Annotated in this window: 19 protein-coding genes; 13 read left to right on the forward strand and 6 right to left on the reverse strand. The window is 70.4% G+C overall.

Annotation, left to right across the window (positions count from 1 at the left end; translation table 11 throughout):
* Positions 1 to 25: 25 nt before the first annotated feature.
* Both ABWV20_RS11630 and ABWV20_RS11635 read right to left on the reverse strand, forming a co-directional pair.
* Complete coding sequence (locus ABWV20_RS11630; protein WP_353355323.1) at positions 26 to 955, reverse strand: aminoglycoside phosphotransferase family protein; 930 nt, start codon at positions 953 to 955, stop codon at positions 26 to 28.
* Positions 952 to 1908 carry a ferritin family protein gene (locus ABWV20_RS11635; protein ID WP_353355324.1) on the reverse strand — a complete coding sequence of 319 codons (957 nt, stop codon included), beginning with the start codon at positions 1906 to 1908 and terminating at the stop codon, positions 952 to 954. The genes ABWV20_RS11630 and ABWV20_RS11635 overlap by 4 nt, the downstream gene beginning before the upstream one ends.
* 193 nt (positions 1909 to 2101) lie before the next feature.
* Here ABWV20_RS11635 and rimP point away from each other — a divergent pair, with 193 nt between their 5' ends.
* The 10 genes from rimP to ABWV20_RS11685 all read left to right on the forward strand — a co-directional run bounded on the left by rimP (position 2102) and on the right by ABWV20_RS11685 (position 15266).
* A complete protein-coding gene (gene rimP, locus ABWV20_RS11640; protein WP_353355325.1) occupies positions 2102 to 2695 on the forward strand; it encodes a ribosome maturation factor RimP in 594 nt (197 codons plus the stop codon).
* Positions 2695 to 3711, forward strand: a complete 1017-nt coding sequence (gene nusA / locus ABWV20_RS11645; RefSeq protein WP_353355326.1) for a transcription termination factor NusA — start codon at positions 2695 to 2697, stop codon at positions 3709 to 3711. Before rimP ends, nusA begins: the two co-directional genes overlap by 1 nt.
* A 149-nt stretch (positions 3712 to 3860) precedes the next feature.
* Positions 3861 to 4121, forward strand: coding sequence for a YlxR family protein (locus tag ABWV20_RS11650; RefSeq protein WP_353355407.1), 261 nt, complete (start codon positions 3861 to 3863; stop codon positions 4119 to 4121).
* A gap of 165 nt (positions 4122 to 4286) precedes the next feature.
* A complete protein-coding gene (gene infB, locus ABWV20_RS11655; RefSeq protein ID WP_353355327.1) occupies positions 4287 to 7280 on the forward strand; it encodes a translation initiation factor IF-2 in 2994 nt (997 codons plus the stop codon).
* Positions 7281 to 7533: 253 nt separating this feature from the next.
* Positions 7534 to 8046 carry a 30S ribosome-binding factor RbfA gene (rbfA, locus tag ABWV20_RS11660; protein ID WP_353355328.1) on the forward strand — a complete coding sequence of 171 codons (513 nt, stop codon included), beginning with the start codon at positions 7534 to 7536 and terminating at the stop codon, positions 8044 to 8046.
* The gene (truB, locus tag ABWV20_RS11665; RefSeq protein WP_353355329.1) at positions 8043 to 8984 is read left to right on the forward strand and encodes a tRNA pseudouridine(55) synthase TruB; all 942 of its coding nucleotides are present in this window, start codon (positions 8043 to 8045) and stop codon (positions 8982 to 8984) included. Before rbfA ends, truB begins: the two co-directional genes overlap by 4 nt.
* A 49-nt stretch (positions 8985 to 9033) precedes the next feature.
* Positions 9034 to 10005 carry a bifunctional riboflavin kinase/FAD synthetase gene (locus ABWV20_RS11670; RefSeq protein ID WP_353355330.1) on the forward strand — a complete coding sequence of 324 codons (972 nt, stop codon included), beginning with the start codon at positions 9034 to 9036 and terminating at the stop codon, positions 10003 to 10005.
* Positions 10006 to 10079: 74 nt separating this feature from the next.
* Positions 10080 to 11171 carry a rod shape-determining protein RodA gene (gene rodA / locus ABWV20_RS11675; RefSeq protein ID WP_353355331.1) on the forward strand — a complete coding sequence of 364 codons (1092 nt, stop codon included), beginning with the start codon at positions 10080 to 10082 and terminating at the stop codon, positions 11169 to 11171.
* Between the two features lie 139 nt (positions 11172 to 11310).
* A complete protein-coding gene (locus tag ABWV20_RS11680) occupies positions 11311 to 13170 on the forward strand; it encodes an AMP-dependent synthetase/ligase (protein ID WP_353355332.1) in 1860 nt (619 codons plus the stop codon).
* A 104-nt stretch (positions 13171 to 13274) separates the two neighbouring features.
* Entirely contained in the window at positions 13275 to 15266 is a 1992-nt protein-coding gene (locus ABWV20_RS11685) for a TIGR03960 family B12-binding radical SAM protein (protein ID WP_353355333.1), read from the forward strand.
* 183 nt (positions 15267 to 15449) lie between these two features.
* On the opposite strand, the gene ABWV20_RS11690 is transcribed toward ABWV20_RS11685, so the two are convergent.
* The 4 genes from ABWV20_RS11690 to ABWV20_RS11705 form a co-directional block, all read right to left on the reverse strand.
* On the reverse strand, positions 15450 to 15932 hold the full coding sequence (locus tag ABWV20_RS11690) for a hypothetical protein (protein ID WP_353355334.1): 483 nt from the start codon (positions 15930 to 15932) through the stop codon (positions 15450 to 15452).
* Positions 15933 to 16134: 202 nt separating this feature from the next.
* Positions 16135 to 17994: a hemagglutinin gene (locus tag ABWV20_RS11695; RefSeq protein ID WP_353355335.1), complete on the reverse strand. Its 1860-nt coding sequence runs from the start codon at positions 17992 to 17994 to the stop codon at positions 16135 to 16137.
* A 421-nt stretch (positions 17995 to 18415) separates the two neighbouring features.
* On the reverse strand, positions 18416 to 18958 hold the full coding sequence (locus tag ABWV20_RS11700) for an NUDIX hydrolase family protein (protein WP_353355336.1): 543 nt from the start codon (positions 18956 to 18958) through the stop codon (positions 18416 to 18418).
* A gap of 13 nt (positions 18959 to 18971) precedes the next feature.
* Positions 18972 to 20381: an FAD-binding oxidoreductase gene (locus ABWV20_RS11705; protein ID WP_353355337.1), complete on the reverse strand. Its 1410-nt coding sequence runs from the start codon at positions 20379 to 20381 to the stop codon at positions 18972 to 18974.
* A 278-nt stretch (positions 20382 to 20659) separates the two neighbouring features.
* On the opposite strand from ABWV20_RS11705, the gene ileS reads away from it, so the two are divergent.
* From ileS to ABWV20_RS11720, 3 genes are read left to right on the forward strand one after another with little or no spacing between them, the layout of a single operon-like run.
* Complete coding sequence (ileS, locus tag ABWV20_RS11710; protein ID WP_353355338.1) at positions 20660 to 23956, forward strand: isoleucine--tRNA ligase; 3297 nt, start codon at positions 20660 to 20662, stop codon at positions 23954 to 23956.
* Positions 23953 to 24546 (forward strand): GNAT family N-acetyltransferase, encoded by a 594-nt coding sequence (locus ABWV20_RS11715; protein WP_353355339.1) that lies wholly within the window; start codon positions 23953 to 23955, stop codon positions 24544 to 24546. The genes ileS and ABWV20_RS11715 overlap by 4 nt, the downstream gene beginning before the upstream one ends.
* Positions 24543 to 25931 (forward strand): bifunctional folylpolyglutamate synthase/dihydrofolate synthase, encoded by a 1389-nt coding sequence (locus ABWV20_RS11720; protein ID WP_353355340.1) that lies wholly within the window; start codon positions 24543 to 24545, stop codon positions 25929 to 25931. Before ABWV20_RS11715 ends, ABWV20_RS11720 begins: the two co-directional genes overlap by 4 nt.
* Positions 25932 to 26025: the final 94 nt, after the last annotated feature.

Below are 26025 nucleotides of genomic sequence, written 5' to 3' on the forward strand. Positions count from 1 at the left end.
CTGGTGGGCGGTCGGGCGGGCCCGGTCAGTCGTTCATCGCCTTGATGATCATGACTGCGAGGCTGATGCGGTCGCGGGCCGTCGGGTCGCCGGCGACCTCGAGGGCGTTGTCGGCCTCGCGGACGATCGTCCAGGCCCGGGCACGTCCCTCGTCGATCCCCGCGTGCTCACAGATGATCTCCAGGCGGCGTCGCAGCGACCACCGCACCTGCGAACCGGTGCCCAGCTCCTCGGCCCGGTTCCAGAGGGCAGGCGCGACCTCGAACGCGGGGTCGCCGACCATCGGCTTGGGGTCGATCGCCAGCCACGGTGACCGCCGGCCTCCGAGGACGTTCGCGTAGTGGAGGTCCGTGTGCAGCAGCCGTTCCTCCGCGGGGGGCCGGGCCACGAGCTCGCGGGCCAGGGCGGCGGCCTGGTCGAGGTAGCGGCGGGGGATGACCGACGGCGCAGTGCGCAGCTCGTCGGCCTGTCGGGCGGCGTAGTCGACGAGCCGGGGGACGCGGGGGTGCGGCGGACGTCGCAGGGTGGTCAGGAGCTGCCCGATGACCCTGCATGCCTCGTCGACGTCGACCGACGAGAGGTCACGGGTGTCGAGGCGCTCGAGGAGCAGCGCGAACCGGGACGGGTCCGCGCGGACCAGTCGTGCCGCGCCGTGGCCGTTCCAGGTCTGCAACGCGAGGGCCTCGGTCGCCGCCTCCGGATGCGGCCACGAGACCTTGAGGACGGCATCGCCCGCCACACCGACCGACCCGCGGCCCGGCCCGAGGAGCCGCACGGGGACGACCACTGAGCAGTGCCCGCTCATGCTCCGCCCGATCGGCTCGAGCTCCCACTCGGCCAGCAGGTCCCGGAGCAGGCCCGGGAGGTGCTGCAGCCACTCCTCGCCCGAGACGTAGCCGTCGGCCTCGACGCCCGCGATGTGATGGGCGAAATGCAGGGGGATGAGGTCGATCACCGGCCCGGCTGCCCCATCCCCGGGAACGCCGCAGGATCCCGCCCCCAGTCGGCTGCCGCGAGCTGGACCACCGCGAGCCAACGAGACACGTCGTCGATGGCGTCCGCCGACGGGGCGGCCGGCAGGACCTCGCTCCAGGCGGCCAGCGCTCGGGCCAGGACCAGGTCTCCCAGTCGGTCGGCGCTGCGCGCATCGGTCACCGGAAAGGGCAACGACCACCCGATCGACGCCTCGGCCCGCCCGACGACCCGCTCGAGCGCACGCAGCCGCTCGAGGGCGGCGAGCGCGCGCCGTCGCTGCCCTTCCGCTGACTGGGCAGCGACGACCTCGAAGGCATAGACGAGCGGCGACGTCCGCTCAGCGAGATCAGCCCGCACCGGCGTCCCGGAGGAGGAAGAGGAGGAGGAGGAAGAGGAGGAAGAGGAGGGCATGACGTCCTCGCCGAGGAGCCCGGCGCCGGCGAGTAAGCCGCCGTATGCCGCTGTCAGCAGCTCCCGGCCTTCCTCGGTCGCGCTCGTCGTCGCCGTCACGTGCTCCCCGGGCACGGTGGCGAGTCGGTCCGCGAGTCGCGCTGGCGTCAGCCGCTTGACCGTCGAGACGGGAGTGGTGATCTGCTCCGTCGGGACCCCATCGTTCGTGAGCCGCCCGACGAGGACGCGACGCTGGTCCGTCACCAGGGCGCGGACCTGCTTGAGGGCACGCGGCTGCGTCGCCCGCGGCCACCGCCGGAGCACGTCGTCGAGGTCGCGGACGACCGCCACGAGAAGCGCCTCGTCTGGTGCCGGACGACGCGTCGGAACCGGGGGAGGCGGTTGCGGGAGGTCGAGGCGCAGGCCGCGATCGACAAGGAGTGCGAGCACTGCGGCGCCGCCGCCGATGAGGAGCAGCCGGCGGGGCGGAACTGCGCGCTGCAGCGGCACCCGGGACCCGCGTGTCCGGGTGTCGCCACTCATGGGTCCGATCCTCCCACGGGCGGGTCGGGGTTTCGCGCACCGCGAGCCGCCCCGGCACGCCGACGCGCTGGAGGAGCAGGTGCCGGCGTCGTCGTGGTCTGCGGCGACCGTGCCGCACGGTTAGAGTAGGTTCACGCGGCCCCCATCCGAGATGGCGCGGGCCGGAATTCGAGAAGAGCAGGAGGTGACGGCGATGAGCACGGCCGAGCAGATCAGAGCCACCATCGAGCCCGCTCTCGCGCCGCTCGGGCTCGTCGTCGAGGACGTGACCGTCAACCAGGCGGGGAAGCGGCGGCTGGTCCGTGTCCTCGTGGACACCGACATCGCCGATCTCGACCCCGCCGACACGTCCAGCCCCGTCCCGCCGATGTCCCTCGACGACGTCGCCGACGCGACCCGCGTCGTCGGCAACCGGCTCGACGACTCCGACGTGATGGGGCAGGCGCCCTACGTCCTCGAGGTCAGCTCTCCGGGCGTCGGGCGACCACTACGGTCGCGCGACGACTTCCGGCGACAGGTCGGACGGCTCGTCGAGGTCGTCCACGACGGCGGCTCCGTCACCGGCCGGCTCGGCGAGGTGGGCACCGACCGCCTGACCGTCCAGGTCCCGGCGACGAAGAAGGTGGCGGCGCGCGTCGAGACGATCGAGCTCGACGCGGTTCACCGGGGGACCGTGCAGGTGGAGTTCAAGCGGGCCGAGGCTGAGGCAGCCCGCCCGCGAGCCGACCGCAGCAGTGACGAGGCAGACACGCAGGCCGGCGCGACCGGCCCGGAGGAGGAGAACTGATGGACATCGACCTGGCCGCACTCCGGGCGCTCGAGCGGGAGCGGGGCATCAGCCTCGACGTGCTCATCCCCGCGATCGAGCAGGCCCTCCTCGTCGCCTACCACCGGACCGAGGGCAGCTACCGGACCGCGCGGGTCGAGCTCGACCGCAAGACGGGACACGTCATCGTCTGGGCGCGCGAGGAGGGCGAGCTCCTGCCCACCGAGGAGGGCGAGCGACCGCAGCGAGGTGAGCCGGGCCCGGAGTTCGACGACACCCCCGAGGGGTTCGGCCGGATCGCCGCGTCGACCGCACGTCAGGTCATCGTCCAGCGCCTGCGTGATCTGGAGGACGAGCAGATCCTCGGCGACTTCAAGGGCCGTGAGGGCGATGTCATCTCCGGCGTCATCCAGCAGAGCCAGGACCCGCGCAACGTCCTCGTCGACTTCGGCAGCGTCGAGGGCATCCTGCCGCTGGCCGAGCAGGTCCCCGGGGAGCGTTACGTCCACGGTGAACGGCTGCGCTGCTACGTCGTCAGCGTCAAGCGCGGTCCCCGCGGCCCGCAGGTCGGGCTGTCCCGGACCCACCCCAACCTCGTCCGCACCCTGTTCAAGTTCGAGGTGCCCGAGATCGCCGACGGCACCGTGGAGATCGCTGCGCTGGCCCGCGAGGCGGGACACCGCACCAAGATCGCGGTCCACTCCAAGGTGCCCGGCGTCAACGCCAAGGGTGCGTGCATCGGCCCGATGGGCGCCCGGGTGCGCGCCGTGATGACCGAGCTGCGTGGCGAGAAGATCGACATCGTCGACTACTCCGAGGACCCTGCCGTGTTCGTCGCCGCGGCGTTGTCCCCGGCCCGCGTCCAGTCCGTCGAGATCGTCGACGCCGCCGCGCGCACCGCCAGGGTCACCGTCCCCGACTACCAGCTCAGTCTGGCCATCGGCAAGGAGGGCCAGAACGCCCGGCTCGCCGCCAAGCTGACTGGCTGGCGGATCGACATCCGCCCGGACATCGAGGCCCCGGCCGCGCACTCCTGACCGCGCCGCACCCGGTGCCGGTGTCGCACGGGGTGGAGGTGGGGACGAGCGCGACTGCGCGGACCCCGGGACCGAGCCCAGCGGCATACGGGTTAGACTGTTCTGTGGCCGACCGGACTGGACTCCGCGCCGAGCCGTCCCGCACCTGTGTGGGATGTCGAGGAACGGATAGCTGGTCGGCTCTGCTGCGAGTGGTCGCGGCGACGGACGTGGATGCACCGGGAAGCACTCCGGTTCACCTCCGTCCCGACCCGAGACACCGGATGCCGGGACGTGGTGCGTGGCTGCACCCGCGACCCGAATGTCTCGAGCTGGCAGTGCGCCGCAAGGCGTTCGGACGTGCCCTGCGCCTGCAGGCCCCGGTCGACGTGAGCGCGGTCGCACAGCACCTCGGGGTCCACCACCCGTAGGCAACGATTTCCCAGATCGGCCGCCGCCCGGCGGTCGTGCACCACATCAACGAACCAAGGCGGGTCAAACGCTATGAGCCTCCGATGAGTCCTCAGCGATGAGCAAGCCCCAGCAATAACCCATGGTTCGGCCTCCTGTCAGGTCCGGACCGAGACAGGAGAAATGTGGCCAAGGTCCGGGTCTACGAGCTCGCCAAAGAGCTCGGAGTCGAGAGCAAGGTTCTGCTTGCACACCTCAAGAGCCAGGGAGAGTTCGTGAGGTCGGCGTCGTCGACCATCGAGCCCCCCGTCGTTCGCAAGATCAAGGAGACGTTCCCGTCGGAGCTCCGTTCCGGCGGTGACTCCAAGGCGTCCGCGAGGACCGCCAGCACGGCTGCGCCCTCTGGCGCCGCCCCCACCGCCCCGAGGACAGGCACGCCGGGCACACCGGCCACCCCCTCCGCCCCAGCGGCTCGGAGTGCTGCGCCGGGCGCACCCGCGTCGACGGCGAGCCGACCGGGACCGGCGCCGAGCCGCCCGGCCGCGCCTGCCGCTCCGGCGCCGACGACGTCGCCCGCCGCCCCAGCGGCCACCACGACCACCACGGCGCCGGCCGCACGGCAGGCCCCCGCAGCCCCGGCCGCCCAGCCCGCCCCCGCGGCGACGTCCACCCCCTCGGCCCGACCCGCGGCCCCCGCCCCCGGGCGTCCCGCTGCCCCGGCTGCTCCGGCTGCTCCGGCTGCCCGAGGCGGCGGTCCCACGCCCGGACCGCGTCCGGCTCCACGGCCGAGCACGCCCCGCCCCGGCAACAACCCGTTCGCGCCGAGCCAGGGCATGGGCCAGACCCGGCAGCGTCCCGGTGACGCCGGTCCGCGCCCGGGCAACAACCCCTTCAGCCCGAGCCAGGGCATGCCACGTCCGCAGCAGCGGCCCGGTGGCCCCCGGCCCGGCGCACCCGCCGGCGGCCCGCGTCCCGGTGGTCCGGGTGGCGCAGGCCCGCGACCGGCCCCCCGTCCGGGTGGTCCGCGTCCGAGCCCCGGCATGATGCCGGAGCGCAGCACCATCGGCCGTCCCGGCCAGCGACCCGCAGGTGGCCCCGGAGGCCCCGGTGGCGGTCCCGGCCGACCCGGAGGCCGTGGTGGCTTCGGGCCCGGGGGAGGCGCCGGCACCGGCGCTCCCGGTGGACCGAGCCGTGGTGGCTTCGGTGGCGGTCCCCGTGGTGGCGGCCCCGGTGGCCGCGGTGGCACGCAGGGCGCTTTCGGCCGCGGCGGTGGCCGTCCGGTCCGTGGGCGCAAGTCCAAGCGCGCCAAGCGCCAGGAGTTCGAGCAGATGCAGGCGCCGTCGATCGGTGGCGTCACCGTCCCCCGGGGCGACGGCTCGACCGTGATCCGCGTGCGTCGCGGCTCGTCGCTGACGGACTTCGCCGACAAGATCAACGCCAACCCGGCATCGCTCGTCACCGTGCTGTTCCACCTCGGTGAGATGGCGACCGCGACCCAGTCGCTCGACGAGGACACCTTCAAGCTCCTCGGCGTCGAGCTCGGCTATGACGTCCAGGTCGTCTCCCCGGAGGAGGAGGAGCGCGAGCTCTTCGACTCCTTCAACATCGATCTCGAGACCGGTATCGCGGGCGAGGACGACGCCGACCTCGAGGCTCGTCCGCCGGTGGTCACCGTGATGGGTCACGTCGACCACGGCAAGACGCGACTGCTCGACGCGATCCGCAACGAGGACGTCGCAGCAGGCGAGGCCGGTGGCATCACCCAGCACATCGGTGCCTACCAGGTCCGCAAGATGCACGAGGGCACCGAGCGTCCGATCACCTTCATCGACACCCCGGGTCACGAGGCGTTCACCGCCATGCGTGCCCGTGGTGCCAAGGTGACCGACATCGCGATCCTCGTGGTCGCGGCCGACGACGGCGTGATGCCGCAGACGATCGAGGCGCTCAACCACGCCCAGGCGGCGGACGTGCCGATCGTCGTCGCGGTCAACAAGATCGACGTCGAGGGCGCCAACCCGTCCAAGATCCGCCAGCAGCTGACGGAGTACAACCTCGTCGCCGAGGAGTACGGCGGCGACACGATGTTCGTCGACGTCTCGGCGAAGCAGGGCGTCAACATCGACGGCCTGCTCGAGGCGGTCCTGCTCACCGCGGACGCCGCTCTCGACCTGCGCGCCAACCCGGAGCGCGAGGCTCGCGGTGTCGCGATCGAGGCCAACCTCGACCGTGGCCGCGGTGCCACCGCGACGGTGCTCGTCCAGACCGGCACGCTGCGGGTCGGTGACGCCATCGTCACCGGTTCGGCCTACGGCCGCGTCCGAGCCATGCTCGACGAGCACGGCAAGAACGTCAGCGAGGCCGGCCCGTCCAGGCCGGTTCAGGTCCTCGGCCTGAGCTCGGTCCCGCGCGCCGGTGACACGTTCGTCGTGGCACCGGACGACCGGACGGCTCGCCAGATCGCCGAGAAGCGTGAAGCCGCGGACCGCCAGGCCAGCCTGGCCAAGGCCCGCAAGCGCATCTCGCTCGAGGACCTCAACGAGGCCCTCGCGGCGGGCAAGGTGGAGACCCTCAACCTCATCCTCAAGGGTGACGTGTCGGGTTCCGTCGAGGCGCTCGAGGACGCGCTGCTCAAGATCGACGTCGGCGACGAGGTCGACCTGCGCATCATCGACCGCGGTGTCGGTGCCATCACGATGAACAACATCAACCTCGCGATGGCCTCCAACGCGATCATCATCGGCTACAACGTCCGGGCCGAGGGCCAGAACGCCGACTACGCCGAGCGCGAGGGCGTCGAGATCCGCTACTACTCGGTCATCTACCAGGCGATCGACGAGGTCGAGGCAGCGCTCAAGGGCATGCTCAAGCCGGAGTTCGAGGAGGTCGAGCTCGGCACGGCGGAGATCCGCGAGATCTTCCGTTCGAGCAAGTTCGGCAACATCGCCGGCTCGATCGTCCGCAGCGGCGAGATCAAGCGTGGCTCGAGGTCGCGGATCACCCGCAACGGTGTCGTGATCTCCGAGAACGTCGAGATCGCGGGCCTGCGCCGGTTCAAGGACGATGTCACCGAGGTCCGCGAGGGCTACGAGTGCGGCATCAACCTCGGGTCGTTCAACGACCTGCAGATCGGTGACCTCATCGCCACCTACGAAATGCGCGAGAAGCCGCGCGCCTGACCGTGCGCGTCGGGGGGCCACCACTCCGGGAGGGCTGACAGCCCGAGCGGAGGTGGCCCTCCGAGGTCGCACCCGAAGTGTCCGTATGCCGCCGGGCCGGCTCACGCTGCCCGGCGCGCAACGGTTGCGGTGTCCTGCGTTCCGCCAAGGTTAGGGTGGGTACGCGGCCTGACGCCCGTGATTGACCGCCGTGGATGTGCGGCGGTGCGGTCCCGCAGCCGTGACCCATTCGAGAAGAAACGAGGTAGGAGCAATGGCTGACCCAGCTCGCGCCCGCAAGATTGCCGATCGGATCAAGGTCATCGTCGCGGAGTACCTCGAGTTCCGTCTCAAGGACGAGCGCCTCGGCTTCGTGACGATCACCGATGCCCGGGTGACCGGTGACCTGCAGCACGCCTCGGTGTTCTACACCGTCTTCGGCTCGGACGAGGAGCGCAAGGCGACCACGGCCGTCCTCGAGGCCAACAAGGGCAGGATCCGCTCCGCCGTCGGCAGGCAGATCGGCATCCGGCTCACTCCGTCGCTCGAGTTCATCGCCGACGCACTGCCCGAAGGCGCCGCGCACCTCGAGGACCTCGTGGCGCAGACCCGCGCCCGCGATGAGGAGCTCGCCCGCGCGGCGGCCAACGCGAAGCATGCCGGCGAGCCGGACCCGTACAAGAAGCCGGCCGACCGCATCGACACCGAGGATGTCGACGTGGATGTCGACGTGGATGTCGACGAGGATGTCGACGAGGACGCCGACGTCGACGTCGAGGCTCGGTGACGGCACCAGCGAGCGGCCTGCTCGTCGTCGACAAGCCGGCCGGGTGGACCAGTCACGACGTGGTCGCCCGGGCGCGCCGCCTCTGCGGGACCCGTCGCGTCGGTCATGCCGGCACGCTCGACCCGATGGCGACCGGTGTGCTCGTCCTCGGCGTGGAGAAGGGCACCAAGCTGCTCACCTTCCTCGTGGGGTGCGACAAGGAGTACACCGCGACCATCCGGCTCGGCCAGGCGACGGTCACCGACGATGCCGAGGGCGAGCCGACCTCGGCCGTGGGAGTGGCTGACGACTCCACTTTCGCGGCGCGCCTGGCGGACGCCGTGGCGGCTCTCACCGGCGAGATCATGCAGGTGCCGAGCGCGGTCAGCGCGATCAAGGTCGCCGGTGAACGCAGCTACGCCACGGTCCGCAAGGGCGGCGAGGTCGACCTCCCGCCGCGACCGGTCACCGTGGCTCGCTTCGACGTCGTCTCGGTGACCCCGACCACGGCGGATCTGCCGGATGGGGGCGCGCTCCGCGTCGTCGACGTGGACGTCGAGGTCGAGGTCTCGTCCGGCACCTACGTGCGCGCTCTCGCCCGAGACCTCGGCGACGCGCTCGGTGTCGGCGGCCACCTGACCGCCCTGCGCCGGACCCGGGTCGGCCGGTTAGACCTGGGGATGGCGAGGCCACTCGACGAGCTCGCGGCGCTGGCCGAGTCAGGTGGCGGCGCCGCCCTTCCGATCGTCTCCCTGGCCGACGCGGCGCGGGCCCAGCTGCCGGTCCACGAGGTCTCCGCTGAGGAGGCCCGCAGCATCGGACACGGACAGCGCATCCCGAGCGGTGGCGTCCGGTCCGAAGCGGTCGCCGCCATCGCCCCGGACGGTCGCCTGGTGGCCGTCCTGGACGAGACGCGAGGCACCGCCAAGGCCCGCGTCGTCTTCGCCCCGGCCGGCTGACGGCGGGTGGCGGCAGGGACCAGAGGCCACGGCTACTACAGTGGTCCGCGTGCAGCGCTGGTACGCCCTGGAGGACATCCCGTCGGATCTCGGGCCCACGGTTGTCACGCTCGGCAACTTCGACGGCGTGCACCGGGGGCATCGAGAGGTGCTCGGGCGGGTCGTCCGGGAGGCCCGCGAGCGGGGAGCGACACCGGTCGCCGTGACGTTCGACCCGCACCCGATCGCCGTGCTCTATCCCGAGCGGGCCCCGGCCAGCGTGATGTCGCTCGAGCAGCGGCTCGACGCCCTTGAGTCCGTGGGCCTCGGTGCGGTGCTCGTCCTGCACTTCACCCGCGAGTTCGCCCAGCAGACGCCTGAGGAGTTCGTCGAGGCGACGTTCGTGGACGGCTTGCGGGCCGTGGCCGTCGTCGTCGGCAAGGACACCCGCTTCGGAGTGCGCAACTCCGGGGACGTCGGCACGCTCACCCAGCTCGGTGACAAGCACGGCTTCGACGTCATCGCCCTCGAGGACATCGGCGAGGCTGCCCCTGAGGGTCGGCGCTGGAGCTCGACCCAGCTGCGTGCCGAGATCCTGGACGGCAAGGTCACCCACGCCTCCGAGATCCTCGGTCGCCCCCACCGGGTCACCGGGACCGTCGTCCACGGCGACCACCGCGGCCGCGAGCTCGGCTTCCCGACCGCCAACCTGTCCCAGGACCACGAGGGCCTCGTCCCCAGCGACGGCGTCTATGCCGGGTGGCTCATCCGGCTCGACCTCGAGCCAGACGCCGTGGACCGCACCCTCCCCGCCGCGGTCTCGGTCGGCACCAACCCCACCTTCGACGGTCACCAGCGCCGCGTCGAGGCCTACGTCCTGGACCGGACCGACCTCGACCTCTACGGCGAGCGCGTCGCCATGGACTTCGTCTCCCACCTGCGCCCCACGCTGAGGTTCGAGTCGATCGAGGCGCTCGTCACCCAGATGCGTGAGGACGTCGCCAGGTGCCGCGAGATCCTGTCCGCGACCGTGCCCGCCTAGGACCCTCTCGCGGTCGGCGCCCGAGCCCGGCCTCCCGAGGGCCGGCGCGGACGGTGTCACCGCGGTGGCTGCGGATGGACCTTGGCCTCTTGATCGGGGCGACTGGTCTCACGGTCATCGGCATCGTCCTCGTCTGGTCGGCCACCCGGGCCGAGAGCGGGGCCGCTGTGGCCCTCAAGCAGGCGGTGGCCGCGATCGTCGGCATGGGGCTGGCCGCGGTCGTCACCCGGGTCGACGGCCGGCTCCTGCGCGCCGCCGCGCCGTTCGTCTACGCCGCCGCACTGGCCGGGCTCGTAGCCGTCCTGTCGCCCCTGGGCAGGCAGGTCAACGGGTCTCGGTCGTGGATCGGGCTGCCCGGGGGGTTCAGCCTGCAGCCGTCGGAGCTGATGAAGGTCGCGCTGGTGGTCGGTCTCGGGATGCTGCTGGCCGAGCGGGCGGACCGGGGGGAGCGGCAGCGCCACCGCGACATCGCCCTGGCCTGGCTGCTGGCGGGTGTGCCCGTCCTGCTCGTCCTCGCCCAGCCGGACCTGGGCTCTGCGCTGGTCCTCGTGGCGATGTCCATCGCGGTCATCGCCTCGGCGGGCGCGCCGTTGGTGTGGACCATCGCAGTGGCAGTGGCCGGCGCAGCCACGGTCGTCGCAGCGTTCGCGACCCCGCTCCTCAGCCCGTACCAACGCGACCGGCTCCGGGCCTTCCTCGACCCCTCCCTCGACCCCCAGGGCATCGGCTACCAGACGCGGCAGGTGCGGATCGCGATCTCGTCGGGTGGGCTGGACGGCCAGGGCCTCTTCGCGGGGAAACAGACACAGGCAGGGCGCATCCCCTTCCAGGAGTCCGACTTCATCTTCTCCGTCGCGGGGGAGGAGCTCGGGTTCCTCGGTGCGGCCGGCATCATCGTGCTGCTCGGGTTCATCGTCCTGCGAGCGCTCGTCGTGGCACGCCGGGCGGACACCTTCGGTCGGCTCGTCAGCACGGGCATCGGCGTCTGGCTGGGAGCACAGGCGATCGAGAACGTCGGCATGAACCTCGGGCTGCTGCCGGTCACCGGACTGCCGTTGCCGTTCCTGTCCTACGGCGGGTCGTCGATGATCGCCGCGTGGCTCGCGGTCGGCATCGTCGGGAACGTCTCGGAGGCGGCTACCGCGGCGCCCCGGAGGAGCGGCTAAGTTACTCGCGGGTCACGGTGTGGTGCCGATCAGCGCGGACCTCGTGACCTTTCGGCCCGGATGCGGCATCATCCCGGTCAACGCGGTATGTCCGCCGTCGCCGAGGACGGGCCGCCGCGGTTGTGACGAAGGAGTCAGCATGCCCCTGCAGTCCGTGGCCGACCGCCAGGTCGACCAGGCCGTCCTCGACAACCGGGCCCCGAGCGTGGGCGCCCTCTTCCGCAACCGGGTCCAAGCCACCCCGGACCGCCCGGCCTACCTCTACTTCAAGGATGGTGGCGACGAACTCACCACCCTCACGTGGCGTCAGACCCACGACGTCGTCCAGCAGTGGGCAGCCGGCCTGATCAGTCTCGGGGTCGGGCTCGAGGACCGGGTCGCGATCGCCTCCACCACGAGCCTGCAGTGGGTCCTCGCCGACCTCGCGATCGTCTGCGCCGGGGGAGCCACGACGACGGTCTATCCCACGACGATCGCTGACGACGTCGCCTACATCCTCACCGACTCCGGGAGCGCGATCGTCTTCGCCGAGGACGCCGTGCAGGTGGCCAAGCTCGCGGAGCGCCGAGACGAGATCCCGCACGTCAGGCAGGTCGTCGTCATGTCCGGCGCGGCGAGCCACGACGGCTGGGTGATCACGACCGACGAGCTGGCGGCCAAGGGACGCGAGCTCCTCGCCTCGACCCCCGACGCCGTGGACTCGCGCATCGACCAGCTCGGTCCCGAGAGCCTCGCCATCGTGATCTACACCTCGGGCACGACCGGCCGGCCCAAGGGCGTTCGCCTCGTGCAGGACAGCGTCGTCTACGAGGGCGCGCTGATCCAGGCCATGGGAGCCGTCACCGAGGACGACCTGCAGTTCCTCTGGCTCCCGCTCTCGCACGTCTTCGGCAAGATGCTCCTCGCCCTCGGCCTCCAGATCGGGTTCCCGACCGCGGTCGATGGTCGGCTCGACCGGATCGTCGACAACATGGCGATCATCAAGCCGACCTTCATGGCCGGCCCTCCCCGTATCTACGAGAAGGCCCGGGGGCGGGTCGCCCTCATGCTCGCGCAGGAGACCGGTGTCAAGAAGAGGCTGATCGACTGGGCGCTCAAGGTGGGTGCCGAGATGCGCGACGTCCTCGAGCGGGGCGAGACCCCCTCGGCAGGGCTCGCGCGCCGTCACCGGCTCGCCACCAAGCTCGTCCTGCACAAGATCCAGGAGCGCTTCGGCGGCCGGGTCCGTTTCATGATCAGCGGCTCCGCGCCCCTCAACGCCGAGGTGGCCAAGTGGTTCGGTTCGGTGGGCTTGCTCCTCGTCGAGGGCTACGGCCTCACCGAGACCTCCTCGGGCACCACGGTCAACCAGCCGAAGGCGGGCTGCTACGCCTACGGTTCCGTGGGATGGCCGATGCCGGGCACCGACGTCAAGATCGCCGACGACGGCGAGATCCTCGTCAAGGGGCCGGGCGTGATGAGGGGATATCACAACCAGCCGGAGGCGACGGCCGAGGTGATCGACGAGGACGGCTGGTTCCACACCGGGGACATCGGCCGCATCGACGAGCGCGGTTTCGTCTTCGTCACGGACCGCAAGAAGGACTTCTTCAAGACCTCGGGCGGCAAGTACATCGCACCGGCGGAGATCGAGGCGAAGTTCAAGGGCATGTGCGTCTACGTCAGCCAGTTCCTCGTCCACGGCGCCGGGCACAACTACGCCACGGCTCTCGTCACGCTCGACCCGGACCAGATCACGCCGTGGGCGGCCCAGAACGGGATGGCCGGGAAGTCCTACGCCGAGATCGTCACCTCCGACGCCGCCCGTGAGCTGGTCCAGGGCTACGTCGACCGGCTCAACGACAGCCTCAACCGGTGGGAGACGATCAAGAACTTCACCATCCTCGACCACGACCTGACGGTCGAGATGGGCGACCTGACCCCGAGCATGAAGCTGCGCCGACGGGCCGTCGTCGACAAGTACAAGGACCAGCTCGAGGCCCTCTACCAGGAGGACTGAGCCGGCCACCCCGTCGAGCGCGCACTTCGCGCCTGCCGAGCCCAGCGGCATACGGCATGACGTGAGCGCGAAGTGCGCCCTCGACGGTCACGTACCATGGTCCGATGCCCGGTGAGTCCCTGTTCAACGCCCTCGAGCCCCTGCTGGAGCGGGTCAGCAAACCCATCCAGTACGTCGGCGGTGAGCTCAACTCGACCGTCAAGGAATGGAACGTCGGTGGGCACGGCCCGTCCGGCGAGGAGCTGACGACGCGCTGGGCGCTGATGTACCCCGACGCCTACGAGGTGGGGGTGCCCAACCAGGGCGTCATGATCCTCTACGAGGTCATCAACGAACGACCGGACGCCTTGGCCGAGCGCACCTACGCCGTGTGGCCCGACATGGAGGGCGCGCTCCGTGAAGCGGGGCTCCCGCAGTTCACTGTCGACGGGCACCGCGCTGTGGGTGACTTCGACCTGTTCGGCGTCTCGTTCTCCACCGAGCTGGGCTACACCAACCTGCTGACCGCCCTCGACCTGGCGGGCATCCCGTTGCACTCGGTCGACCGCGGCCTCGACCACCCCATCGTCGTCGCGGGCGGCCACGCGGCCTTCAACCCGGAGGCGATCGCCGACTTCATCGATGCGGCCGTCATCGGCGACGGCGAGCAGGCGGTCCTCGCGATCACCGACATCGTGGGGGAGTGGAAGGCGGCCGGACGGCCGGGTGGGCGGCGCGAGCTGCTCCTGCGCCTCGCCCGGACGGGCAACGTCTACGTGCCGGCCTTCTACGACGTGTCCTACCTGCCCGACGGGCGGATCCAGCGGGTGGCGCCCGCAGCCGACGCGCCGGGCGTGCCGTGGCGCGTGGCCAAGCACACCGTCATGGACCTCGACGCGTGGCCCTACCCGAAGCAACCGCTCGTGCCGCTCGCCGAGTCGGTCCACGAGCGGATGTCCGTGGAGATCTTCCGCGGGTGCACGAGGGGCTGCCGGTTCTGCCAGGCGGGCATGATCACGCGTCCCGTGCGCGAACGGTCGATCACGGGCATCGGCGAGATGGTCGAGCGCGGGCTCGCGGCGACCGGCTTCGAGGAGGTCGGCCTGCTGTCGCTCTCCTCTGCCGACCACTCCGAGATCGCCGACCTGACGAAGGGTCTCGCGGACCGCTACGAGGGGACGCAGACCGGGCTGTCCCTGCCGTCCACGCGCGTCGACGCGTTCAACATCGACCTGGCCAACGAGCTGACCCGCAACGGCCGGCGGTCGGGGCTCACCTTCGCCCCGGAGGGCGGCTCCGAGCGGATCCGGCGCGTCATCAACAAGATGGTGTCCGAGGAGGACCTCATCAACACGGTCGCCGCGGCCTACGGCGCCGGCTGGCGGCAGGTCAAGCTCTACTTCATGTGCGGCCTGCCCACCGAGACCGACGAGGACGTGCTCCAGATCGCCGAGCTCGCCACGAAGGTCATCGAGACCGGACGACGGGTCTCCGGGCGGCGCGACATCCGCTGCACCGTCTCGATCGGCGGGTTCGTGCCGAAGCCGCACACCCCCTTCCAGTGGGCGGCCCAGCTCGGCGCGGAGGAGACCGACGCACGGCTGCTCAAGCTGCGCGAGGCGATCCGGGCCGACAAGCGCTACGGGTCGTCGATCGGGTTCCGCTACCACGACGGGCAGCCCGGCATCATCGAGGGCCTGCTGTCGCGCGGTGACCGCCGGGTCGGCAAGGTCATCGAGGAGGTGTGGCGCGCCGGCGGCCGGTTCGACGGCTGGAGCGAGCACTTCTCCTACGAGCGCTGGATGGCCGCTGCGGAGCGGGCGCTAGCGGACGAGCCCGTCGACGTCGCCTGGTACACGACGCGTGAGCGCGACCAGAACGAAGTGCTGCCGTGGGACCACCTCGACTCCGGTCTCGACAAGGACTGGCTGTGGGAGGACTGGCAGGAGGCCCTCGACGAGCGTGAGGTCGACGACTGCCGCTGGACGCCGTGCTTCGACTGCGGCGTGTGCCCGCAGATGGGCACGCAGATCGAGATCGGCCCGACCGGCAAGCGGCTGCTGCCGCTGACGGTGCTGGGGTCGGGGCGCGAGCAGATGCTCGAGCACCAGCACTGACCCGAGAACCTGCCCCAGCCGGGCCCCCGCCTCCTCACCCCGCAACACACCCGCTTACCGACCGATGGTGGCGCCTGCAGAAGACGCCCGCAGTCGGTGAGCGGGTGTGTTGTGGGTATTGGCGTGGGCCCGGCAGCTGGAGTTCGCCGGGCCCACGCGGTGTGGAGGGTGGTCTGAGGAGACTCAGACGTTGAAGAAGACGCGCGAGGTGTCCGCGACGTCGGTGCTCGTCCCGTTGGTGGTGTCAGTCAGGACGATGTGGGTGTAGGTGACCGCGGCCAGGACTCGCTTCTGACCGCTCGGGCACTGGAACTGCGGGGCCAGCAGCGGGCCGGCGGTCAGGTCGGCGACGACCCGGCCGTTCTTCGGCTCGAAGCTTCCGCCACCGCTGACCGAGCCCTCGAAGGCCTCCTTGTTGGCGGCCTTGGGGTGGTTGCCGCCGCCGTTGATGCAGGCGTAGAGCGCCGTGGCGTCGGCGGTGAGCGTGTAGTCGATGTTGTCGTTGCCGAGACCCCGCTCGTCGAAGCTGACGACGAGGGCTCCGGCGTTGTTGACGCTGCCGCTTGCGCTGTGGAACTTCGCGGCGACCGCGGCGGCCGGGTTGGCCATGACGACGGCCACGACGAACGCGATGCTCGCGACGAGCAGCGACTTCAGGTACTTCATGGTTGGTTCCCTTTGTTGTGTGTGGAGGTGCCCGACTCCCCTTGTCGGGCCGACCCGATGCGTTCGGGTGATCGCATCGGTGCTGAAGAGGCCGGAATCACCCGGCCAGATACGGCACCCCAGGTAACTGGGCGCCTTTGTCCGGAAAGGTCCCGGTGGCCCGACCGTCCCCCCGGTCGGGCCACCAGAGACTTCATTCAGGTCACGGGCTCGAGATCGTCCCGCCGTTGGTGACGGTGAGCGCCGACGTCTCGTGGCAGCTCGCCGGGACGTTGCGCTGTGCCGCGTTGGTGCTGGTGTAGCTCACCTTCCACGAGAACGAACCGGTAGCCGTCTGGGCCGGAGCGTTCCCCGACAAGACGGTCTGCGGCGAGGCGCCGGAGACCGGCTCGGTCGTCGTGTAGACCGCGGTGCCAGCGCAGGTGCCGTTGGTGTAGAAGTCGAACGACACCGTGCCGGCGAGGTTCCCGCCAGCCGGCGCCGAGACCGTCACCGAGTCGCTCGGAACCCACGTCTGCGCACTCGTCAGCGACGAGGCGACGGTCGTGACCGTGACGTCCTCACCCGTGTCCGTGCAGGTCGCGTTGTGCGTCTTGCCGTTGGTGTTCGGCGAGTCGCCCGTGTAGACCGCAACCCAGTGGTAGTCACCGGCCGCAGTAGGCGTGTATGTGGGGCTGTTGTAGGTGTTGTTGCCCGACACGCTCACCGCCGTCGAGGTGAAGACCAGGCTGCCGCAGCTGCTGCTGCTCGGGCCGTACAGCTTGAAGGTGATGGTGCCGCCGGCCGGCGTCCGGGTTGCGGGGGCCGGTGCGGTGGTGTGGATGACCGAGGCTGTCGGCTTCGGGGCGGTGCCACCGAGAGCAGCCGAGTCGGTCACTGCAGTACCCAAGACGACGTCCGGCCCAGCCGTGGTCGACAGCGTCGGGTCGACGGGGTTCACGAGGAAGCACTCGCCCTTGGTGACGTCACTTGAGCCGCCGATCCCGGCACTTGGAACGCCGGTGTACTCGGCCTGCCAGCAGTACCGTCCCGCCGCAGTGATCCACGCGCTCGAGGACACCACGGTCACGGGGTACGCGCTGCCGGTGACGGCCTTGTCGTCATCGACGAGCACCGACACCGCACCAGTCCCGGTGTCACAGTCGGCGTTGGCCGTGTTGCTGGCCTTGCAGAGGGTGAAGTCGATCGTGCCACCCGGTGTAGCCGACCCTCCGGACAGTGAGATGACCGCAGAGTCCTTGACCTCAACCACGCCGTTCGTGGTGATTGACGTGCCGGCCGTCGGGACGTTGGACGTGCCGTCCGCCAGCTTGGGGGTTGTGGTCGTCGTCGTCGTGCAGTTGCTCAGGGTGAAGCCGTTCCTGAGGATCGTGTCCTTGTAGTCAGCCGTGTCCGAGTTGCCGGTCACCGTGCTGGGGATGATGTTCGCGAAGGCGAGGCATCGAGGGGTGCCACCGTAGATGACATCCGTGATGTTGACCGCAGCCTCGCCCCGATAGCCGTCTGGGCTGTACTCGGCCCGACCGTAGTTGGAGGGTATCTCGATCGGAGCGCTGAGCACGAGGTCGGGTGCGGTGCCTGACCAGGTGCGCAGCCAGAGCTTCTTGCTGCCGCCTTGCTGGTCCCAGAGGATCATGAAGTCACCATCGGTACGGTTCGCCCATGGGTTGCATCCCGCCACGATCGTTGCGTCAGTGGGGTCGTAGTTGAGGCAAGCCGCGGGCTCCTCGTTCTTCATGAACTCGTAGGCGATGAAGCCACTACCACTGTTGGCGTCGCGTTCCCACGCGAAGTAGATCCAGTCGTCGCCGTCCGGGGTGTCCTTGGCGGTGTTGAGCCACGCGGTCTTGAGGTCGACCTGGCCGTTGGGGTTCGTGAAGCCGAGCGTCGGCACGACGTCATTGTGGATCACGCCGATCTTCGTGGTGTTCGAGTTGAGCGGGCCGAGCTCCTTCTCGTTGCCCGATGGATCGGACAAGTTGATTTGTCCGGCCGAACCGTCGGGCACCACCCCGTCGATGATGATGGCCGGCGCCGGGGGCGTCGTGCCCGCCTGCGCCATCGGCGCAGCGAGGACCGCGAGTGGTAGGCCGAGAGCGGCCAACACCGCGAGCCACCGGCGACGGGTGGTCGGCTGTTCGTGTCGGCCTCGGTTGGGCCGGCCCCTGGAACTGAATGAACTATTCATGTTGAGTTCTCCGTTGCGGTTGATTCGCCCGGCCCCTCGCACGGGCGCTGAACGGTGAACTCGGCAAGTTTGTTGCGACGCGGCCCCACCCTGTGGTCTGTAGTGTCCCCCGGGCTGCGGATCATCTGTGGCGTCGTGCACAGTCTCAACCGAGCTCGTCCCCGACGCTACTCAGGCTGAGGTGACCCACATCACGAATCCAGAAAGCGGTGAAGAAGGTCCGAAAAGTCGGGGGAAGAACGCTGAAATGCCCTGAGATTGAGGGACTTTGGCGAAATGGTGGGTGCGTCCGGGATCAGACGGGGAACCCGATGTGGGCCAGCGCCTGGCGCACGAGGACCCCGTGCGAGCCGGACATCTCGCCGCGCATCGACATGTCCGCGGCCTCCTCGGGCGTGACCCAGGACAGGTCGAGGGCGTCCTGCTGCGGCCGGCAGTCACCCATGACGGCCACGATGTAGACGAGGGACACGGCGTGCTGCCGCGGGTCGTGGTACGGCGTGACTCCGGGCGTCGGGAAGAACTGCGCGACGGCGATCGGATGGGGTGAGACGGGGATGCGGGGGAGGGCGACGGGGCCGAGGTCGTTCTCGATGTGCCGGGCGAGGGCGTCGCGGATCTTCTCGTGGTAGAGGACGCGGCCTCCGACGACCTCCTGACCGATGCCGCCCTCGTCGTCCGCCCGGAGGAGCAGGGCGATGCGCGTGACGATGCCACGGTCGTCGACCCGCACGGGCACGGCGTGGACGTAGAGGATCGGCAGGCGCTCTCGGGCGCTGTCGAGCTCCTCCCGGCTGAGCCAGGCAGCAGTCGTCTCGACGTCGGTCAGGTCGTCCATGTCGTTCTTCCTATCAGTTGCCCGGCCGGTCGGTCCCCACCGGGCGGCGTGCCCCGCCGAAGACTGCTTCGGGGTTCATGATCCCCGAGGGGTCGAAGACTGCCTTGATCGCGCGCTGCCGCTGGATCTCGCGGACCCCGACCTCCTCGACGAGCCAGCGCCGCTTGACCGAGCCGATCCCGTGCTCCCCGGCGACGGTCCCGCCGAGCGAGAGCCCCAGGCGCATCAGCTCGTCGAAGGCACCCCAGGCCCGCCGTCGGGCCTCGTCGTCCCCGTGGGGGTAGACGATCGACGGGTGGAGGTTGCCGTCGCCGGCGTGGCCGCTCACCGGGATCGGCACGCCGAAGCGCTCGGACACCTCGGCGGCCCCCCGCACGTAGTCCCCGAGCCGGCCGATCGGCACGCAGACGTCCTCGGCGATTCGCGCGCCCAGCGCCTCCACGGCGGTGCTGAGCACGCGCCGACCCTGGAGCAGCAGATCCGCCTCCTGGCGGTCCTCGGCCACCGCGACCTCGAGCGCCCCGGCCGCCGTCAGCACCTCGCCGTAGCGCGCGACGTCCTCACCGGCATGACCAGGCCGGTCGGACTGGACGAGCAGCACCGCCGCCGCGTCCGCAGGGAAGCCGTAGTCGCCGAACGCCTGCACCGCCGTGATGCTCACGCGGTCGAGGATCTCGAGCAGCGACGGACGGTGCCGGTCGAGCCGGAGCGCCGCCACACCCCGCACGGCGGCATCGAGCGACCCGAACGTCGCGAGCGCCGTCAGTGCCGGGTCGGGTGCGGGCACCAGCCGGGTCACGACGCGCGTCACCACGCCGAGCGTCCCTTCCGACCCGACCAGGAGGCCGGTCAGGTCGTAGCCGGTGACGCCCTTGGCTGTCCGGTGCCCGGTCCGCATGACCTCGCCGCCGGGCAGGACCACGTCGAGGGCCTGCACCCAGTCCGCGGTCACGCCGTACTTGAGGCAGCACAGACCACCAGCGTTCGTGGCCACGTTGCCGCCGATGGTGCACGTCGCCGTCGAGGCCGGGTCGGGCCCGTAGAAGAGGCCCGCCTCCGCAGCGGCGGCCTTGAGTGCCGCGTTGACGACGCCCGGGCCGACGACGGCGATGCCCTCGAGCGGGTCCACCGTCTCGATGGCGTCCAGCGCCTCGACGTTGAGCACGATGCACCCCTCCGTGGCCCGCGCCCCGCCCACCCGTGACGTTCGCGCTCCCTGGGGCACCACCGGGGTGCCGGTGGCCTGCGCGTGCTCGAGCACCGCGACCACGTCGGCCACGTCACGGGCCCGCACGACCGTGTAGTCGGAGGGCACGTCACGCGCAGGTTCCCTGGGCGCGGGGCCGGCGTCAGCGGCATACGTCCGCTTGACGTCATCGTCCGTCACGACCCGGGACTGCACGCTGCGTGGGAAGGTGGCCACGCTCACAGGCTAGACTTGGCGCACAGGCGTTTGAGCCGTCATCAGCGGCGAGCCTCCGGAAGAACGGTCCCGGCCCGGCTGGGGCTCACTAGACCCGGACGGGTGGGCCCGTCACAGCCTGGACAAGAGTGGTCGTATGCCGCTGGGCTCGCTTCCCGTGAGCCGTGCGGTCCGCGGCAAGCGGGGTGGTACCGCGGCGGAGCCGGATGGCGATGTCGTCCTCGTGAACGACAGACACGAGCAGTCCCAAGCCACGCAGCAGCAGGAGACCACGACCCATGGTGTATCCGAAGGTCAGCACCGATCCGTCCGGCACGGCCACGAGCAGGGCCGGCGTCCCCTCGAGCCCGCGCTTCCCCGAGATCGAGGAGCGCGTCCTGAAGTACTGGGACGAGGACGGCACCTTCATCGCCTCCGTCGAGAACCGCGCGGCCGGTGAGAACGGCGCCAACGAGTTCGTGTTCTACGACGGGCCCCCCTTCGCCAACGGACTGCCCCACTACGGCCACCTGCTCACCGGGTACGTCAAGGACATCGTGCCGCGCTACCAGACGATGCGAGGCCGCCGCGTCGAGCGCCGGTTCGGCTGGGACACCCACGGCCTGCCCGCCGAGCTCGAGGCGCAGCGCCAGCTCGGGCTCAAGACCAAGCAGGACATCCTCGACCTCGGCATCGACACGTTCAATGACGCCTGCCGCTCGTCGGTGCTCAAGTACACGGGGGAGTGGCGGGAGTACGTGACCCGGCAGGCCCGGTGGGTCGACTTCGACCACGACTACAAGACGCTCGAGCCGGGCTACATGGAGTCGGTCATCTGGGCGTTCAAGACGCTCTACGACAAGGGCCTGGTCTACGAGGGCTTCCGCGTCCTGCCCTACTGCTGGAACGACCAGACGCCGCTGTCCAACCACGAGCTGCGGATGGACGACGACGTCTACAAGATGCGCCAGGACCCCGCGGTCACGATCGGCTACCGCCTGGAGACGGGTGAGCTGGCGCTCGTCTGGACGACGACCCCGTGGACCGTGCCGTCCAACATCGCGATGGCCGTCCACCCCGACATCGACTACGTCGTCGTCGAGTCCGAGTTCAGCGGGACCACGGAGCGCTACGTCATCGCCGAGGCCCGGCTCGGGTCCTACACGCGAGAGCTCGGTGACGACGCCGGCGACCGCGTGGTCCAGCGGCTCAAGGGGTCGGAGCTCGTCGGTCGCAGCTACACGCCGCCCTTCAGCTACTACCTCGGCCATCCCAAGGGCCACGTCGTCCTGCCCGCGGACTACGTCACGACCGAGGACGGCACCGGCCTGGTCCACATCGCCTCCGCCTTCGGTGAGGAGGACAAGGTGCTCACCGACGCCTTCGGCATCGACGTGGTCGTGCCGGTGGGGCCGGACGGGCGTTTCACCCACCCCATCGCCGAATACGAGGGCATGCACGTCTTCGACGCGAACGCCCACATCGTCGACCACCTCAAGGCCCGGACCCGCGGCGAGGGGGAGATGGGCAGCACCACGGAGGGCACGGTCCTGCTCCGCCGCGAGACCTACGACCACAGCTACCCGCACTGCTGGCGCTGCCGGGAACCGCTCATCTACATGGCCGTCTCCTCGTGGTTCGTCGAGGTGACCAAGATCAAGGAGCGGATGCTCGAGCTGAACCAGGAGATCGCCTGGACGCCGTCGCACATCAAGGACGGCCAGTTCGGCAAGTGGCTGGCCAATGCGAGGGACTGGTCCATCTCGCGAAACCGCTTCTGGGGCAGCCCGATCCCGGTGTGGAGGTCCGACAACCCGGCGTACCCGCGGATCGACGTCTACGGGTCGTTCGAGGAGCTCGAGCGTGACTTCGGCGTCGAGGTGACCGACCTGCACCGGCCCTTCATCGACTCGCTGACGCGCCCCAACCCAGACGACCCGACGGGGCAGTCGACCATGCGCCGCGTCGAGGACGTCCTCGACGTGTGGTTCGACTCCGGGTCGATGAGCTTCGCCCAGGTGCACTACCCGTTCGAGAACGCCGAGTGGTTCGAGCACCACTTCCCAGGGGACTTCATCGTCGAGTACATCGGCCAGACCCGGGGCTGGTTCTACACGCTCCACGTCCTCGCCACCGCCCTCTTCGACCGGCCCGCGTTCAAGTCCTGCATCAGCCACGGCATCGTCCTCGGCTCCGACGGCCAGAAGATGAGCAAGTCCCTGCAGAACTACCCCGACGTGACCGAGGTCTTCAACCGCGACGGCGCCGACGCGATGCGGTGGTTCCTGATGTCCTCGCCGATCCTGCGCGGGGGGAACCTCGTCGTCACCGAGCCCGGCATCCGCGACGGCGTCCGCCAGGTGATGATCCCGCTGTGGAACGCCTGGTCGTTCTTCGCGCTCTACGCCAACACGGCCCGCGGGGGCGCCGGCTACGAGGCCAAGCGGTCGACCGAGTCGACGGACGTCCTCGACCGGTACCTCCTGGCCAAGGTGCGCGAGTTCGTCGCCGAGATGACCGAGGAGCTCGACGACTACGAGATCGCGGCGGCGTGCGACACGATGCGCTCCTTCCTCGACGTCCTCACCAACTGGTATATCCGCCGCTCGCGGGACCGGTTCTGGGGTGGCGAGACGGAGGAGTCGCTCGCGGCGTTCGACACGTTGTGGACCGCGCTCGAGACGGTCACCCGCGCCATCGCGCCGCTCCTGCCCCTCACGACCGAGGAGATCTGGCGGGGCCTCACGGGCGAGCGGTCGGTGCACCTGACCGACTATCCCGACGCCGAGGAGCTGCCCGCCGACCACGAGCTGGTCCTGGCCATGGACCGGGCGCGCGAGGTCTGCTCGGTCGGGTCCAGCCTGCGCAAGGCCAAGGCGCTTCGGGCCAGGCTGCCGCTCACCGGCCTGACCGTGGTCGTCCCCGAGCCCGGCAAGCTCGAGCCGTTCCGCTCGATCATCCAGGACGAGCTCAACGTCAAGGGGATCACTTTCGTCGACGTCGAGACGGCCAGCCAGGCCGACTTCGGTGTCACCCAGCGCCTGACCGTCAACGCGCGCGCCGCCGGTCCCCGGCTCGGCAAGGACGTCCAGGCCGCGATCCGCGGCAGCAAGAGCGGCGACTGGTCGGTGACCCCGGAGGGCGTCGTCACCTCAGGGGGCCTCGCGCTCGTCGAGGGTGAGTACACGCTCGAGACCGTCGTGGCGGGGGAGGCCGGGGCCGACGCCACGGCTGCCACCGCTGCCACCCCTGCGCCGGCTGCCACAGCGATGCTGCCCGGCGGCGGCTTCATCGTCCTCGACACCCACGTCACCGCCGAGCTCGCCACCGAGGGTGTGGCCCGGGACCTCGTGCGTGCCGTCCAGCAGGCGCGCCGCGACTCGGGCCTGCACGTCAGCGACCGGATCAGCCTCACGATCCAGGGATCCCCCGAGGTCTTCGAGGCCACTGTCACCCACCGCGACCTGCTGGTCGCGGAGACCCTGGCCACCCAGTTCGCCTCAGCCGGCCCCGACCACCCGCTCAACGACGGCGTCGGGACCACCGTGACCGTGGGTGACGGCTTCCCGGCAACGATCGTGGTGGCCAAGGCATGACCGACATGGAGGCGACCGACATCCCCGACTCCGCCGGAGCCAGCTCTGCGGACATCGTCGTGCGCACCGCCGAGGGCAACGACCTCGACGCGGTCCTCAGCATCGGGCACCGCACCTGGCCGCTGATCCACGAGCCCATCGCCGGCCTCGACTACGTGGCCATGGGCCTGGCCAAGTGGTGGACGACCGATGTCGTCGCAGCCTCCATCCGCCAGGGGCGCACCCTGGTGGCCGAGCTGCAGGGCACCGTGGTCGGGATGGCGGCGTTCGGGACCCAGGATGACGGGTTCGTCCTGTGGAAGCTCTACGTGCTGCCGGAGCACCACGGCCGTGGGGTCGGTTCCGCCCTGATGGACGCCGTCGTCGACCGGGCCCGGGAGACGGGACACACCCGGATCACCGTCGCCTACCCCGACGGCAACGCCTACGCCGAGCGGTTCCACCGCGCGCACGGCTTCATCGAGACCCACCGTGAACCGTCCGGCTCGGGGTTGCCCGACACCGTGTGGATGGTCCGGGAGCTCGGGCACGAGGACGGCTTCGACGAGACCGTCACCAGCGACGACACCCCCGAGGGGGAGCACCGATGACCAGTCGGCCCGACGGTGCCGCCGAGCAGGCGGCGCGCAACCTCGAGGAGATGAAGCGCATGCGCGAGATCGAGGAGGCCATCCTCGCGCGCGCCCCCGAGAACGACATCGGTCCGTCCCTCGAGCGGATCGCCGCAGTCATGGAGCTCGCCGGCGACCCGCAGAAGACGTATCTCGTCATCCACCTCACGGGCACCAACGGCAAGACGTCGACGAGCCGGATGATCGACGCGATCCTCACGGAGACCGGCCTGTCCACCGGGCGCTTCACCTCACCGCACCTGCATGACCTCCGCGAGCGGATCAGCCTGTCCGGCAAGCCGATTCCTCGGGACAAGTTCATCGCCGCCTATGAGGACGTCGCCCCGCTCATCGAGCTCGTCGATGCCAGGTCCCTCGCCTCCGGCGGCCGACGGATGAACTTCTTCGAGGTCCTCGTCGCCATCGCCTTCGCGGCCTTCGCGGACGCGCCGGTCGACGTGGCCATCGTCGAGGTCGGGCTCGGCGGCTCCTGGGACGCGACCAACGTCGCCGACGGGAGCGTCGCCGTCGTCACGCCGATCGATCTCGACCACACCCACCTGCTCGGCGACGACGTCGTCGACATCGCTCACGAGAAGAGCGGGATCATCAAGGCCGGATCCGTCACGGTCTCCGGAATGCAGGACCCTGACGCCGCGGCCGTCCTCGCTGAGCGGGCTGCGGAGGTCGGCTCACCGCTGCGACTCGAGGGCGACAGCTTCGGCGTGCTCTCGCGCGAGGTCGCCCTCGGCGGCCAGCAGGTCAGCATCCGCGGCCTGGCCGGGGACTACCCAGACCTTTTCCTGCCGCTGCACGGCGCCCACCAGGCGAGCAACCTCGCCATCGCGGTCGCCGCCGTCGAGAGCTTCCTCGGTGGCGGCGAGCAAGCGCTCGACGCGGAGATCCTCTCGGCGGCGGTGGCCCGGATGACCTCGCCGGGTCGCCTCGAAGTGGTCCGCCGATCACCCACCGTCCTCGTCGACGCCGCACACAACCCGCACGGGGCCCGAGCGCTCGTCGCGGCCCTGGACGAGGCCTTCGCCTTCACCCGGCTCGTCGGACTGGTCGGCATCGTGGCCGACAAGGACGCAACAGCGATCCTCGAAACGCTCGAGCCGAGGCTCGACCACATCGTCATCACGCGCAGCTCGTCGCCCCGGGCCATGGCTCCCGCCAAGCTCGGCGCGCTCGCCGCCGAGATCTTCGGCGACTCCAGGGTCACCGTGGAGCGCAGCCTTCCCGACGCCCTCGACCGCGCGATCGCCCTGGCCGAGGAGGAGGGCCTCGGCGGCGGCGTCATCGTCACCGGTTCGGTCATCACCGCCGGCGAGGTCCGGTTGCTGCTCGGCATCACCGACGTGTGACGCGCTCCGAGCCGGGTGCGAACCGGGCGCGCCACAGTGCGGGAGGGCTGGGAGGCACGTCGCCTCCGGAGCGAGCCCAGCGGCATACGGACAC

It is taken from the genome of Intrasporangium sp. DVR (genome assembly GCF_040365325.1).
In the GTDB taxonomy this organism is placed as follows: Bacteria; Actinomycetota; Actinomycetes; order Actinomycetales; family Dermatophilaceae; genus Intrasporangium.